The organism is Maricaulis sp. (assembly GCF_015665295.1).
GTDB lineage: Bacteria > Pseudomonadota > Alphaproteobacteria > Caulobacterales > Maricaulaceae > Maricaulis.
On the sequence record NZ_JADFAJ010000022.1, the window covers coordinates 23,559 to 37,782 of the forward strand.

Below are 14,224 nucleotides of genomic sequence, written 5' to 3' on the forward strand. Positions count from 1 at the left end.
GCCAGGTCGGCTATCAGGCGGCGCGATCGGCGTTGCGCGCCTTGAGCTGGGTGGCCGGCAGCGGATGGCCAAAATGCCAGCCCTGCAGGTATTTGAACCCGAGCAATCGCAGCATCGCTGCCTGACCTTCGGTCTCGACGCCTTCAGCAACCATTTCCAGCGACAGGGCGTCGCCGAGCAGGGCGAGGGCCTGGAGCATCTTGTTCGGCCCTTCACCGCGACCAATGGTCTGAACGAAGCTCTTGTCGATCTTGATCTTTGAAAACGGTAGCATGTGAAGATAGCCCATGGAGGCAAAGCCGGTTCCGAAATCGTCCAGATTGACCTTGAACCCGGCTTCGTGAAGTTCCATCAGGCGCGCTTTTGCGCGGTCGAAGTCATCCACCAGGACAGCTTCGGTCAGCTCGAACTCGATTTGCCGCGCCGCCATGCCGTGAGAGTGCAGCTCGCGCATATAGCGTTCACACAGACGCTCATCGGTCAGTTGGGCCGGCGACAGGTTGATGGAAACCGAATAGGGCACCCTGGCACCGATTTCCTCGCACACTGATCGCACCACGAAATCGCCCAGTCGGCGGATGAGCTTCGAGTTTTCCGCAACCGGAATGAAGACATCCGGCGGAACCGCGCCGCGTGTCGGATGTTCCCACCGCAACAGGGCCTCGACCGACGCAGTGCTGCCATCACAGGCGCGGGCGATAGGCTGATACACAACGAAGAACTCATTGCGATCCAGGCCAGCCTCGATATCGGCCTCCAGCGCGCGGCGCGCGTCCGCTTCCAGGCCCAGGCTGGCGTTGAAGATGAGTGGCTTGTCGAGCTGATCGGCCTTGGCACGATACATGGCGAGGTCGGCATCATGGATCAGTTGGCTGAAAGGCTTGGGGCTTCCCGGGTCGGAATGCGCAATACCGATTGCGGCGCCGATCTCGAAGGCGCGGCCATCGATTTCGAACGGCCTGGCAAGACTGGCCGACAGTCTGCGCGCGATGTCGAGTGCTGCATGGGTGCTATCTGCGCCGATAAGGGCGCAGGCGAACTCGTCACCGCCAACGCGCGCGATGTGAATTTCGTCGCTGACGGCGCCGCGGAAGCGATGGGCAACACGGCGGATCACATCGTCGCCGGCGCGATGGCCGGCCTTGTCGTTGACGGCCTTGAAGCCATTGAGGTCGATATAGATGATCGCCGCTTCGCCGTCTTGTGCCGCCCGCCTTGCCAGCGTGCTCTCAATAAAGCTGGTAAAGCCGAGGCGATTGGGAAGCCCGCTGAGATTGTCGGTGCCGGCTGCGATGACCGCCCGCTTCTCATTGCTTGCGGCGTGTCGCGCCAGCGTTCGGGCCTTGTTGGCGATCAGCTGGGCGCAGAGGAAAAAGAAGACGATATAGGCAAGCAGTGGCAGGAAGGCGAGCCTCAGCGTGACCAGGCCGGGACGTGAAGCCTGCCAGCTCATCCAGCCGATCAGATGACCATTGTCATCAAGCAGTTCCAGGCCTTGCACGCCGCGCGGCATGGCGCCGTCGTGCAGTGCGGCGCCGGACACCAGGAAAACGTCGTGCGCTTCGGCAAGGAAAGCTTCATCCATCGCGGCACCAAGGACAATAATGGGGTCGCGCATCGGGTCGGTCATGGAGGCCCGATCCTCGTATTCGCCCATGACTGTGGCCGAGGCGATATAGGGCTGTCCGTCGACCTTGAGGAAATGCGTCGCGATATAGCGCCCCTGATGATAGGCGTCCGCGAGGTCTGCACGCAGGCCTGCGACATCTTCATGGGTCAGGACATCGGTGCGCAGCCGGGATCCTGACTCGCGGTGCCAACCCATGGTTTCAGTATCACCCTGGGCGAAGAGCGCGACAAAATCAAAGGCGCTGTGGTCGGAAAAGGACGAGGCCAGACTGCTGGTGAGGATGTCTTTTTCGCGTGCGTTCCAGAGCTCTAGAACTTCGCCCCACCAACCATAGTCGGCGACCCAGGTCTCGTTCTGGCGGCTTGCCGCCTCAATCCCGGCAGAAAGGAGCTGGCGGTCATTCTGAACTGCGTTGCGGTTAAGTGCGCCAACGAAAAAATAGATCGTCAGGACAGATGCAATCAGACTCACGAGCGTCGCTACATTGATGTAGCGACCCAGAGTGCTGTCGAGTGTCCGTCCCATCCAGTCCACCTTTCTGGTCTTGTTGGACGGGTGACACTGTCAGAGACTCGTAAAGTTACTGTCAGCAAAAAGGTGGCAATTGAAGCAAATTGGGGGCGCCGGAGCGCCGAGGCCCGGTATTCATGCAGGAAGTGGTGCCAGAGTCTCCCTAAACCCCCATCTGACGGGGTTTTGAGTAACAAAACTGCCCGACATCAATGCGGCCTGTCCGGAACCCGGCTTCGCAATAGGCCAGGTAATAGCGCCAGATCCGGTCAAAACGCGCATCAAATCCCATCGGCTCGATATCCGGCCAGCTCGCGCGATAAGCGCGATGCCAGGCAGACAGGGTCCGGGCATAACTGTCAGCAAACATCACTTCCCCCTCTGGCAAGAGACCGGCCTCCTGGGCGAGCTCGGCGAGCAGCGGGACCGGGGGCAGCATGCCACCGGGGAAGACATATTTCTGGATGAAATCGGCGGACACGCGATAGTTGGCGAAATCGCTTTCGCGGATCGTGATGATCTGCAGCGCAGCCCGACCGCCGGGCTTCAGGCAGTGGTGAAGTTGCTGGAAATAGATCGGCCAATGCGCCTCACCGACGGCTTCGAACATCTCGATGGAAGCAATGGCGTCGAAGCGTTCGCTGACATCCCGATAGTCCTGCAGTCGCAAGTCAGCCTTGTCGGAAAGACCGGCCTTCTCCAGTCGCGCATTGGCGAAATCAAGTTGTTCGCGCGACAGGGTCAAGCCGGTTACATGGCAGCCATACTCCCGGATAGCCACCTCGGCAAAACCTCCCCAACCGCAGCCGACTTCCAGCACGCGGTCGCCGGGCTTGAGGTTGAGGCTGTCGCAGATCCGGCGATATTTGCGCGCTTGCGCGTCGGCCAGACTCTCGTCGTCGCTGGCGAAGATCGCCGAGGAGTAGGTCATGCTCTCGTCAAGCCATTGGCGATAGAAATCATTCCCGAGGTCGTAGTGGAAAGCGATGTTCCGGCGACTGCCCTGACGCGTATTGGCGTTCATCCAGTGCTGGATACGCGCCAGCAGCCGGCTCGGCCCGCCCCGGCCCTGGGCAGCGGAAACCTTGTCGAGTTCGCGGGCCAGAGCCGTCAGCAAGGCCGGCAGGTTGGAGGTGTCCCACTCGCCATGCACGAAGCCCTCGGAAAATCCGAGTGCACCGCTGGCCGCGATCCGCAGCAGCGCATTCCACTTGTGGATCGTCCAGTCGGCGCTGAGCTCGGCCTGCTCCGGCCCGACCGAAAAATGATAACCGCCGGGCAGCTCCACCCGCAGCCGGCAGGACGTAAGCCCGTCCAGCGCTTGCGTGATGCGGCGCGCGGCGAAGGCCTGTAGCCGTGAGGGCCTCGCGCTGTCGGCCCCGGAATTATTACTGTACGCGTCCATCAATGCCTCCCCGGCATGGTGTCAATGGTGTCGCGGCGGGGCGCGAAGGTCGCCAACCCCTTGAGGCGCAGTTTCAGCGCCTCCCACAGGATAGCAAAAAATATCCGGGCCGTATTGCCCAGAACGAGCCAGGCCGCGTTGCGCAGCGCCTGGTTGCTCAGTGGAGCCAGGCAGGCGGTGTGAACGGCGCTCATGACGATCTGGTTGTCGCGCACAAGCTGGATGCCAAGTCGATAGGTCGTGCCGGTGCGGGTCAGGCGAAACAGATATTCGCCGGCGACCGGGTTGAAGGGCGAAACGAAGAAGCGCTTTTCGGCCGTGAACCGCACGCCATCGGTCGAATCATGACCTGGCTGCAGGGCGATGGCATAGGCGCCCCGGCCGCTGTGAAAATTGCTCACCTCGAAAACGAGGCCCGCCAGTGACCCGTCCGGCCGATGGGCAAAGAAGACCGAGATCGGATTGAAGGCGAGGCCGAATATGCGGGGAGCAGCGAGAAGCTGGATCCGACCGACCGCGCCCTCAAGCCCGGACTGCCGGAGCCGGGTTTCCACCCAGGTCCGCAGGCTCATGTCGTCGCGTCCGAAATCGCGCGTGAACAGGCTTACCAGTCCGGCCCGGTTGAAACCGAAGACCCGGCCGCGCGGCTTGGGGGCGTCAGGGCCGTCGATATCTACCAGCACCGAAGCCATGCGATAGCGCAGGCTGTGGTGCCGGGGCACGCGGCGCGTATGGCCGACCTGGCCGACGGCTAGGGAGGCGGGCAGCGGTGTCATTCTGCAGCTATTGCCATGCCGTCAGCCATCCTTGCCGATCCATGATCGGGCCAGGCGATGCGGGCATTCATGTCGGGATGGGACCAGGGGCGAACCGGTGCACCCAGGGCTTCCGCGACGATGAGGCCGGATTGCAGCCCGTCCTCGTGGAAACCCGAGCCCAGCCAGGCGCCGCTGTACCAGACGCCACCTTTGCCCTGGATTGCACCGATCGCGGTTTGCGCTGCAATGGCCGCCTGGTCGAAAACCGGGTGGGAATACTGATCGGTCCGCAGGACGCGCGCCGGATCCGGTTCGGTCTGCGGGTTCAGCGTTACCAGGACCGGGACGGCGACGGGCAAGGGCTGCAGACGGTTCATCCAGTAGGTCAGCGAGATTTCGCGCGTGTCCCCGTGGCTTCGCTCGAGATAATTCCAGCTCGCCCAGGCCGAGCGGCGCGCCGGCATGAGCCGCGTGTCGGTGTGCAGCACTGCCGTGTTCGGCCGATACCGGATGGCAGACAGAAGGGCGGCCTCTTCCGGGTCGGCATCAGCCAGCAGGGCGAGCGCCTGGTCGGAATGGCAGGCAAAGACGACCTCGTCAAAGTCCTCTGTTTCGCCTTGCTCGAGGGTCAGCGTTACCCCCCCGTCGTGACGACGGACCGAGCTGATCGGTGTGGACAGCCTGATCTCACCCTCGATGGCCTCGGCCAGCGCCTGGACATAGGCCTGGCTGCCGCCGGTGACCGTGCGCCACTGCGGCCGGTCGGTCAGTTGCAGCAGCCCGTGATTGAGGAAGAAGCGGAAGAATGCTCCAGCCGGAAAGCCGCGCATCTGGTCGACCGGGGAGGACCAGATTGCGGCACACATGGGCAGGATGTGATCTTCGCGAAAGGCGCGTGAATAGCCCTTCTGCTTGAGGAATTCGTCCAGGGTCAGTGTGGTCTCCGCGCTGGATTTCTGGCGGGCGTGGCGGTTGAGGCGGAGAATGTCGGCGATCATGCGCCACATGCGCGGCCGCAGGACATTGCGTCTCTGGGCGAACAGGCCGGACGGGTTGGAGGAGTACTCGAATCCGCCGTTGCCAATTGAGGCGGCAAAAGACATGTCGCTCTCGGCGGTTTCGACACCGAGCACATCCAGCAGGCCGACAAAATTCGGATAGTTTCGCGGGTTGTAGACGATGAAGCCGGTATCGACCCCGAACTCCGTGCCCCCGATCTCGACGGTCGCCGTATTGGCGTGGCCGCCCAAACGGTCGGCGGCTTCGAACAGAGTGACCCTGTAGGACTGGGAAAGACGCCAAGCGGCGGCGAGTCCGGAAATGCCTGAGCCGATTACGGCGATGCGGCGGTGGCTCTTGTCGGACATTCAAATGCTCGCGTTTCGTCTTAATTGAAGGGCTGTTGCATGGAGTTACGCAGCGAAGCGGCCGACGGATCACACGGCGCGGTGCTCAAGATGATCGTGTGCGGAGTGATCCGCTTCACCGCTGTCATCGTAAGGCGAAGCATGTACGCTGCGACCCACATATCACATCGTCCGGCCCGGAGCCGGATTTTCGACCCGGGAAGGGGGCGCATGACGGATCTGACGGACAGGCCGGTCCTTTCGACCGAGGGCCGGGAAATGTCCCGCCTGCTGGCACGGGTCGGTCAGACCCGCGACCGGGCCGCCTTTCGGGCCGTGTTCGACCATTTCGCGCCGCGCATCCGTGCCTTCCTGCTGCAGCGACGCCTGACGTCAGCGCTGGCAGATGATCTGACGCAGGACGTCATGCTCGCAGTCTGGCGTCGTGCCGCCAGTTTTGACCCGTCCAAAGCTGCGGCTTCGACCTGGATCTACACGATCGCACGCAACCAGCACATCGACCATTTCCGGAAGGTCCAGCGGGCAAGCCGGATGGACGAAACCGATCCATCGCTTCAGCCGGTCCCGCCGCCCGCCGCAGATGACCTGTGCGAACAGGCTGAGGCCGCCGAGACGGTTGGGAAGGCCCTTGAAGCCCTGTCGCCTGACCAGCGTCAGGTCGTCGAGATGGCGTTCACTGAAGGCCTCTCCCACAGTGAAATCGCCGAGCGGCTGAACTTGCCGCTCGGAACTGTCAAATCCCGCATACGGCTTGCCATGGGCAAGCTGAAAACCACCCTTGGAGACTTGGAATGACGCCCCATCGCGGTCACGTGCTTGACGACGCCTGGTATCTTGATTTCGCTGCCGGTTCCCTGGCCAGCGAAGCAGAGGCCGTGCTCGTCCGCTCGCATGTTGAACTCAATGAGGAGGCCGAACAACGCGTCGCCGGGCTGGACCGCATCGGCGGAGCCCTGCTTGAGCGTCTGCCTGTTGGTGAGCCGCTTACCTTCAGCGCTGAGGATCTGCTCGCCCTGGCCGCAGATGACGATATCGTCGAATCGAAAAGCGCCGGTTTTGATTTGCCCAGCGAGCTCGATGGTATTGATCTGCCCGACGCGTTGAAGACCTATCTCGCGGAGACGGGCGTCCGGGTAAAATGGGAATTCCTGGGGCCCGGGCTGCGTAAGGCGATCCTGTGGCGTGGCGAAGGTGACACGAATTTGTGGCTGCTCAAGGCCGAACCCGGCGTGGCGATTCCGCACCATGGTCATAATGGTTCCGAACTGACTCTCGTTCTCAAGGGGAGCTTCTGGGACGGCGACCAGGAGTATCGCCGTGGCGATGTCGAGGAAGCCCATCCGGATGTCGAGCATGATATTCGTATCGACCCGTCCGGCGTGTGCGTCTGCCTCGCCCTGACCCATGGCAAGCTGCGTTTCGCCAACCCGCTTTTGCGTGCATTTCAGGTCTTTACCGGTATCTGATACCGGCAGACGCGGCTCGCCTGTGTTTTTGTCGAGTGACGAAGGCGGGTGCGGGCCGCATGCGTTTGCGCTACCATCATCTATCACGTGATTTCGTCAGGTGCCGGGGTGGCGGTCAGCATGAGTGTGAAGACGCGGGCGAACAAGCAGTCCGGAGCGACGATCAAGGATGTGGCCAGCGCCGCAGGCGTCTCCGCGATGACGGTGTCACGCGTGCTCAACGCCGAGCCGAATGTACGCCCGGCCACCCGCGAGCGGGTCCAGGCGGCAATTCGTGACCTGAATTACCGCCCCAACCTGTCGGCTCGCAATCTGGCCCGCGCCAATGCCTATTTTATCGGTCTGCTCTACGACAATCCAAGCGCCGGCTATATCAGCGAGCTGTTGATCGGCGCGCTGAACCGGTGCCGGACATCGGGCTATCACCTCGTGCTCGAGAGCTGCGGTGCTGCGGGCGAGGACTGGACCAGTCAAATTGCGGACATGCTTCGGACTTCGAATTTCGACGGCGTGATCATGCCGCCGCCGGTCTGCGACAATCCCGACGTGCTCGATGCTGTCACTGAGGCCGGCATCCCCTATGTCCGGATTGCCCCGGATACGGATCTCGACCGGGCACCTTGCATCCTCACTGATGATCGCGCCGCAGCGCGGCGGATGACGGAGTATCTTGTCGAGCTCGGCCACAGGCGGATCGGTTTCATTCTCGGACCCGACGAGCACGGTGCCAGCCGTGAACGCCATGCCGGCTTCCTGGAAGGTCTTGCAGCACATGGTATCGAAAGCGATCCGGCCCTGACCACGGCGGGCGCTTTCACCTACAAGTCGGGACTGGAGGCAGCGGATGTGCTGCTTTCGCTCGCGGAGCGGCCGACCGCGATTTTCGCCTCGAATGACGACATGGCGGTGGCGGTCATTGCGCTCGCCCACAAGCATGCGCTTGATGTTCCGCGCGATCTGACCGTTGTGGGCTTTGATGATACCCAGACAGCGACGGCAATCTGGCCGCAACTGACCACGGTTCGCCAGCCGATTTCAGACATGTCGAGCGCCGCCATCGAGCTGCTGGCCAGTCATCTCAATGGTGAAGATGGCGCGGCAGCGCGACGCGAAATCCGCTCCGAAATCGTGATCCGGGATTCGTCGACCGCGCCGGTCGTTTAGCGGCACAAGTTGGCGGCCGCCCCCAAAGCTGCCATCAGCTTTTTTGTTTCAGCGCCCCATCGGGCAAACTTGAATTCTGGCGCCGGACAGCAATAGTCGGTGGTAATGGACGGAGAGCTGATTTGAACGACTGGCAAAACCACCCTGAAATTGACCCCGTGATCGTGCAGGCCCTGGTTGGTGCCGTCGGGGTCGAAACCTTTGCCGACATGCGCGAGCAATTCGCGACCGATCTGCGATCTCTGGCAGAAGCTTACCAGAAATCCTATGCGGACGGCGCGTATGACCAGGCGCGCGCACAAGCGCATGCCCTGAAGGGTGCCGCGGCCAATATCGGCCTGGTCCAGCTCAGCGTTCTGGCAGGTGAGTTCGAACGCGAAGCATCTGATCCGGGCACCGACCTCGCCGCCATTCTCGATCGGTCGCTGGTGAAGCTGGAAGCTGCGACCTGAAGCCAAGGCGGACCGGCCAGAGGTCGGGGTCGCAGAGCAAACTGACTGGGAGACTGTCATGGATTACCGTTGCGAAGTCGTGGGCGATCGTTTCATCGTCTCGATTTCCGGTGTGCTGACCTTCGATGACCACGAAAGATTCCGGCAGGTCATCGGCGAGATCGCCGAGTGTGCGCCCGCCATGGTCGAGCTGTCGCTGGCGTCCACGAAAATGGTCGACTCCGCCGGAATAGGGATGCTGCTGCTGGCCAATGACAAGGCAGTTCGGGGCGGCAAGACGCTGCGTCTGTCTGGCGTGACAGGGCATGTCGCCAAAGTGATCGAGCTGTCGAAGATCGATCAGCTGATTCCCGTTGATTGAAAGCCCTGTGGTGAGCGCCTCCCAATCTTCGGGCAATTCTATTGCCGATGACGATGCCGCCATCCTGGTGGTTGATGACCTTCGCTCGTCGCGGCTCCTCATCGGGGCCGTCCTCAATTCGGCCGGCTTCGCCAATCTCCACTTTGCCAGTGATGGTGTGGAAGCCGTCGCATTGCTTGAGACCACGCCTATCGATATGGTCGTGCTCGACATCGTGATGCCTCAGATGGACGGTTTCGAGGTCTGTCGGCAGGCCCGCGAGCGCCTGTCCCTGGACATCCCGATCCTGATCCAGACCGGGCTTCAGGATGCTGATCAACGCGCGACCGCTTTTGACGCCGGTGCGTCCGATATTGTCTCCAAGCCGCTCCACCCCCACGAATTGGTGTCACGCGTCCGCCTCCATCTCGAACGCCGACGCATGATTGACAGTCTGCAGACCTATCAACGGCGCATGGAGGATGAGCTCCAGGCGGCCGAGTCGATGCAGATTTCCCTCCTGAAATCCGATGACCAGGTGGCTGCCATTGCCGAACCCCGCGGCGCCGGTCTCACAACTTTCTACCAGGCGTCCAACCAGCTCGGCGGGGATTTATGGCAGGTCTTCGAGATCGACGAGACCCGTTTTGGCCTGTTCATCGTCGACCTGTCCGGCCACGGCGTTGCCGCTGCCATCAACGCCTTTCGCGTTCATATGCTGGCCGAGGCGATGGACCGCAATCGGGAACATCCCGGCAAATGGCTGGCTTTCCTCAACGACCATCTCTGCCAGATCTTGCCGGTCGAGCACTTCGCGACCGCATTTTACGGGGTTGTCGACATTGCCAGCGGCCGGATCAGCTACGCCGCCGCCGGGGCGCCGACCCCGATCATTCTTGAGGCGGCTGGCGGTTGGAGCACACTGGATGGGGGCGGGCTAATCCTGGGCTGCCGGGAAGGTATCGCCTACGACACCTATTCGGCTGACCTTGTCGTGGGCGATCACGTCCTGCTCTACAGCGACGCCCTGTACGAGAATTTCGAGACCCCCGGGGAATCGCTTGAACCGCAAGACATGGCGGTGCTCGCGCGCGAGGTGCTCGATGCCGCGGCAGGCGCCGAATTCCACCGGGCACTGGTCAACCGGGTCTTTGCGGACGAGACGGCGCAACGTCGTGACGACCTCACCTTGGTGCTATTGGAGGTCAAAGGCCATGTCTGACGTTGATGAAGTTGCGGCCCCGCAAGATGCGATCTGGGTCCGGTTGGCCGAAACACCCCTGGCGGCATCCGTAAAAGCCTATCTCGTTGAGCGCTTCGGCCTGGACGTAACGACAGCGGACGCGTTGCCGACCGGATCGACGATCGGCCTGGTCATTGTTGATGATGCCCACCGCGGCGATATCGAGGTGGCGGGTGCCCACAATGCCGGCGCGCTCCAGTCCATTCTGCTCACCACGGATACCTCGGCCGGCGCGCGGGCCGACTTCGTCCTCGCAGCCGACGCCGATATCGAGTCAGTGAAGTCGGTGCTGCGTGCCGCAAAGGAATTCCATGATCAGGTCATGACCCTCAAGTCGGACGTGGCTCGACGCAAGTCGGCGATCGGCACCATCATCACGGGCCAGTTTGTCCTGCGCACGCTCGACGAGGCGCGGAATCTGGCCACCATGTTGGCGCTGGCCTGCCCGAATGCTGATCTGGTTGCTGTCGGCCTGCAGGAATTGCTGATCAATGCTGTCGAGCACGGTAATCTCGAGATCGACGCCGCGATGAAGCAGGACTTGTTGATGTCCGGGCGCTGGCGCGCGGAAGTCGAGACCCGGTTGGCTGACCCGGCCTATTCGGACCGCGTCGTCATCGTGTCCTTCCAGCGCAGCGAGCGGATCATTTCCCTCACCGTGCAGGACGAGGGCGGCGGCTTCGACCATGAGAGCTATCTGTCCGCCGACCCGCCCGGCGAAGGTTACCGCGGTCGCGGGATTGCCATGGCGCGGGACCTCTCCTTCACCTCGCTGACCTATCACGGGGCCGGAAATCTGGTTGAGGCGACCATCCTGAATGAAGCGGAGGACGCTTAAACCGATTGAGGTCCGTCGGACCGGTTTTTGTTGACGAAATCAAGTCTTGCGTTACCCCTAATTCGAGCTGTGGTGTTGGATCAGGCGATGTGCCCGTTCGCTGTGGCGCTGAGGGGTGGCTCTAATGTCCAGAGCGATGATGAGTATTTGTGCTGCGATTGGCTTTGCTGGTGTTAGCTATGCGCAGGATCCCAATCTTCCACCACACTTCGGCGCCGTGGAAATCAGGACGGCGTGGGAACTGGATCCCTTTCTGGTCGATATCCAGTCAGGAGGGCCAATCCGGGCCAGCACGATATCACCCGCTTGCCAGGGATGGATTGCCGACAAGCCTGACTATGCGATCTATTTTACCAGCGCCGCTATCTGGGATGTGACCATCAGTGCCCTCTCGGAGGCTGATACGACCCTCGTCGTTCATTCCCCGGCGGGGTGGTCGTGTGATGATGACAGCGGCGAGGGTCTGAACCCCCAGGTCGTTATCGCCAACCCGCCGTCGGGCCGCTATTCGATCTGGATCGGGTCTTATAGTCAGGGCGACTATGCAGATGCGAGGCTGGCTTTTTCCGAGCACGGCTTTACCCGGGCCAATCAGCGCCGTGTGCGGGCTCCGGACCTGAACGCCGAGCAATCCCGAGAGGCGGCGCGTAGCCTCATTGAGAACTGGAGCGGCCCGAATTGATGCAGGTGTCTGTCGCCAGCTGTTTGTTCGCGGCAGACTTCGATTCTTTGTACGTTCAGCTTTGGTTCAGTCGGGAAACCCTCTAATCTGCCCCAGACCAGAGGTGGCGTTTGAGGCGCAGGGGCGTTTCGCACTGTCTGGGGGGAGCGGATATTGATGAGAACCCAAGTCTTCATGAGTGTGTTTGCGGCGGCATTGATGGCCAGCACCGCAGCGGCCCAGGATTATTCGGCGCCGGCGACGTTCGGCTCTGTCAATCTGAGCTCCGGCTTCACGCCGGACCCGTACAATGTGACCCTCACATCGGGCGGTCAGCTGCGCGCCAGCAATCTTTCCAGTTCCTGCCGTGGCTGGATCGCCAATGCGCCGGATTATTCGGTCTATTACGAGGCCGGCAACATGTTCGACCTGACCATCAGTTCAGTGTCGAACTCCGACACGACGCTGGTCATCAACGGGCCGGATACGAGCTGGTATTGCGATGATGACAGCGGCGAGGGCCTCAATCCGAGCCTGACCTTCGGCAATCCGCAATCCGGTCGTTATGACATCTGGGTCGGCTCCTATTCGGAAGGCGATTACGCTGAGGCGACGCTGTCGATTTCCGAGCTGGGCATGGCCGGCGGCCAGCCTTCGCAAGGTGGCAGCTATGGCGGCATTGACTGGTCCCTGCCGGCGAATTTCGGCTCGGCCAATCTGCAAGGCGGTTTCCAGCCCGATCCCTACCGCGTCAACATCGTTTCGGGTGGCAGCTATCGCGCTGACTCGGTTCGCAGTGGTTGTGCCGGCTGGGTATCAGCTGCGCCGGACTTCGAGCTGAATTTCACGGCTGGTTCATTGCCGCTGATCCTGTCGGCGGCTTCCAGCTCGGATACGACCATCCTGGTCAATGATCCGAACGGCAACTGGCACTGCAATGATGATGGCGGCAATGCGGGCCTCAACCCGGCTCTGACCTTCAACAATCCCGCGTCCGGGACCTATGACATCTGGATCGGCTCCTACAGTCAGGGCAATAGCGCCCAGTCCACGCTGTCGATCTCGGAACTCTACAGCGAATAATCTTTCCGCAATTCGCGCACACGAGGGCGGTCGGTTTTCACCGGCCGCCCTTTTGCTGCGTGGTGATCCGGTCTATGGCTTTTCCGGTCAGAACGGGCGGGGGCAACATGCGCATCTTCTTCGGCATCATCCTGGTGGTCATCCTGGGCGCGGCAATCACGTTCTTCGGGATCGTCCCGGCGCGCATTGATGCCGGCATGAATGTCGTCACGCCGCACGAGCCCTACACGCTGAGCGACGAGGCGGTGTCCCTGCACGACACGCTGCGGGTCGCCGACCTGCACTCCGACATGCTCCTGTGGATGCGCGATCCGACCCGCTGGAATGATCGCGGTCATACCGATTTGCCGCGCCTGCGCGCCGGCGGTGTGGCACTGCAGGTCTTCTCCAGCGTCACCAAGACCCCGTCCGGCCAGAATTATGACAGCAATACTGCCGACAGCGATGACATCACAGCGCTGGCCATCGTCCAGCGCTGGCCCATGCGGACGTGGGATTCAATCCTGGAACGTGCCGTTTATCACGCCGACCGGCTGAACCGGCTCGCGGCCCGCGATGACAGTTTCACCGTGGTGCGGACCCGGTCCGATCTGGAAGCCGTCCTCGCCGCTCGCGAAACAGACCCGGCGGCCATGGCCGGCCTGCTGGAAACCGAGGGCGCCCACCCGCTCGAGGGTGATCTCGGCAATATCGATGTGCTGTGGGACGCCGGCTACCGCATGCTCGGCCTGCAGCATTTCTTCGACAATGAGCTCGGCGGCTCCCTGCACGGCGTCTCGAATGCCGGGCTGACCGAGTTTGGCCGCGACGTCATCCGCCGCATGGACGAGCGCGGCCTGATCATCGATGTCGCCCATTCCTCGCCGCAGGTTGTCGAGGAGGTGCTGGCCATGACCGACAGTCCGCTGGTCGTCTCCCACACCGGCGTGCACGGCCATTGCGAGGTCAAGCGCAACATCCCCGACGCCCTGATGCAGCGCATCGCCGCCGGCGGCGGGCTGATCGGCATCGGCTTCTGGGCCGATGTGACCTGTGACGACAGCCCCGAGGGCGTCGCCGCCACCCTGCTGGCCGCCATCGACCTGGTCGGCATCGACCATGTCGCCCTCGGCTCGGACTATGACGGCACCGTCACTACCACATTCGACGCCTCAGAATACGCCGTCCTCACCGACCGCCTCCTGGCCGCCGGCCTGAGCGAAGGCGAAATCCGCCAGGTCATGGGCGAGAATACGGTGCGGTTCTTTCTGGAGAATTTGCCGGGGTAGGGGGGATTTCGCAAATGAACTGGATGCGCGTACAGAGAT

Annotated in this window: 14 protein-coding genes; 10 read left to right on the top strand and 4 right to left on the bottom strand. The window is 62.1% G+C overall.

Translation table 11 applies throughout. From position 1 onward, the window contains the following. Positions 1-13: 13 nt before the first annotated feature. From QZZ02_RS10530 to QZZ02_RS10545, 4 genes are all read right to left on the bottom strand, one after another. Positions 14-2,155, bottom strand: coding sequence for an EAL domain-containing protein (locus QZZ02_RS10530; RefSeq protein ID WP_291844256.1), 2,142 nt, complete (start codon positions 2,153-2,155; stop codon positions 14-16). A gap of 148 nt (positions 2,156-2,303) precedes the next feature. After that, positions 2,304-3,545: a cyclopropane-fatty-acyl-phospholipid synthase family protein gene (locus QZZ02_RS10535; RefSeq protein WP_291844258.1), complete on the bottom strand. Its 1,242-nt coding sequence runs from the start codon at positions 3,543-3,545 to the stop codon at positions 2,304-2,306. Beyond that, complete coding sequence (locus QZZ02_RS10540) at positions 3,545-4,321, bottom strand: DUF1365 domain-containing protein (RefSeq protein WP_291844260.1); 777 nt, start codon at positions 4,319-4,321, stop codon at positions 3,545-3,547. The genes QZZ02_RS10535 and QZZ02_RS10540 overlap by 1 nt, the downstream gene beginning before the upstream one ends. Then, a complete protein-coding gene (locus QZZ02_RS10545) occupies positions 4,318-5,670 on the bottom strand; it encodes an FAD-dependent oxidoreductase (RefSeq protein WP_291844262.1) in 1,353 nt (450 codons plus the stop codon). The genes QZZ02_RS10540 and QZZ02_RS10545 overlap by 4 nt, the downstream gene beginning before the upstream one ends. A gap of 210 nt (positions 5,671-5,880) precedes the next feature. Between QZZ02_RS10545 and QZZ02_RS10550 the strand changes: the two genes are divergently transcribed. The 10 genes from QZZ02_RS10550 (at position 5,881) to QZZ02_RS10595 (ending at position 14,185) form a co-directional block, all read left to right on the top strand. Continuing rightward, positions 5,881-6,465: a sigma-70 family RNA polymerase sigma factor gene (locus QZZ02_RS10550; protein ID WP_291844264.1), complete on the top strand. Its 585-nt coding sequence runs from the start codon at positions 5,881-5,883 to the stop codon at positions 6,463-6,465. After that, positions 6,462-7,136 (top strand): ChrR family anti-sigma-E factor, encoded by a 675-nt coding sequence (locus QZZ02_RS10555; protein WP_291844266.1) that lies wholly within the window; start codon positions 6,462-6,464, stop codon positions 7,134-7,136. The genes QZZ02_RS10550 and QZZ02_RS10555 overlap by 4 nt, the downstream gene beginning before the upstream one ends. Before the next feature lie 120 nt (positions 7,137-7,256). Next, on the top strand, positions 7,257-8,300 hold the full coding sequence (locus tag QZZ02_RS10560) for a LacI family DNA-binding transcriptional regulator (RefSeq protein ID WP_291844268.1): 1,044 nt from the start codon (positions 7,257-7,259) through the stop codon (positions 8,298-8,300). Positions 8,301-8,422: 122 nt separating this feature from the next. After that, on the top strand, positions 8,423-8,752 hold the full coding sequence (locus QZZ02_RS10565; RefSeq protein ID WP_291844270.1) for an Hpt domain-containing protein: 330 nt from the start codon (positions 8,423-8,425) through the stop codon (positions 8,750-8,752). A gap of 58 nt (positions 8,753-8,810) precedes the next feature. Beyond that, entirely contained in the window at positions 8,811-9,113 is a 303-nt protein-coding gene (locus QZZ02_RS10570) for an STAS domain-containing protein (protein ID WP_291844271.1), read from the top strand. A gap of 10 nt (positions 9,114-9,123) precedes the next feature. After that, positions 9,124-10,314 (top strand): fused response regulator/phosphatase, encoded by a 1,191-nt coding sequence (locus QZZ02_RS10575; protein WP_291844272.1) that lies wholly within the window; start codon positions 9,124-9,126, stop codon positions 10,312-10,314. After that, a complete protein-coding gene (locus QZZ02_RS10580; RefSeq protein WP_291844275.1) occupies positions 10,307-11,173 on the top strand; it encodes an ATP-binding protein in 867 nt (288 codons plus the stop codon). The genes QZZ02_RS10575 and QZZ02_RS10580 overlap by 8 nt, the downstream gene beginning before the upstream one ends. Before the next feature lie 124 nt (positions 11,174-11,297). Beyond that, positions 11,298-11,855 carry a peptidase S1 gene (locus QZZ02_RS10585; RefSeq protein WP_291844277.1) on the top strand — a complete coding sequence of 186 codons (558 nt, stop codon included), beginning with the start codon at positions 11,298-11,300 and terminating at the stop codon, positions 11,853-11,855. 156 nt (positions 11,856-12,011) lie between these two features. Next, positions 12,012-12,917, top strand: a complete 906-nt coding sequence (locus QZZ02_RS10590; RefSeq protein ID WP_291844279.1) for a hypothetical protein — start codon at positions 12,012-12,014, stop codon at positions 12,915-12,917. Between the two features lie 107 nt (positions 12,918-13,024). After that, entirely contained in the window at positions 13,025-14,185 is a 1,161-nt protein-coding gene (locus QZZ02_RS10595) for a membrane dipeptidase (protein WP_291844281.1), read from the top strand. Positions 14,186-14,224: the final 39 nt, after the last annotated feature.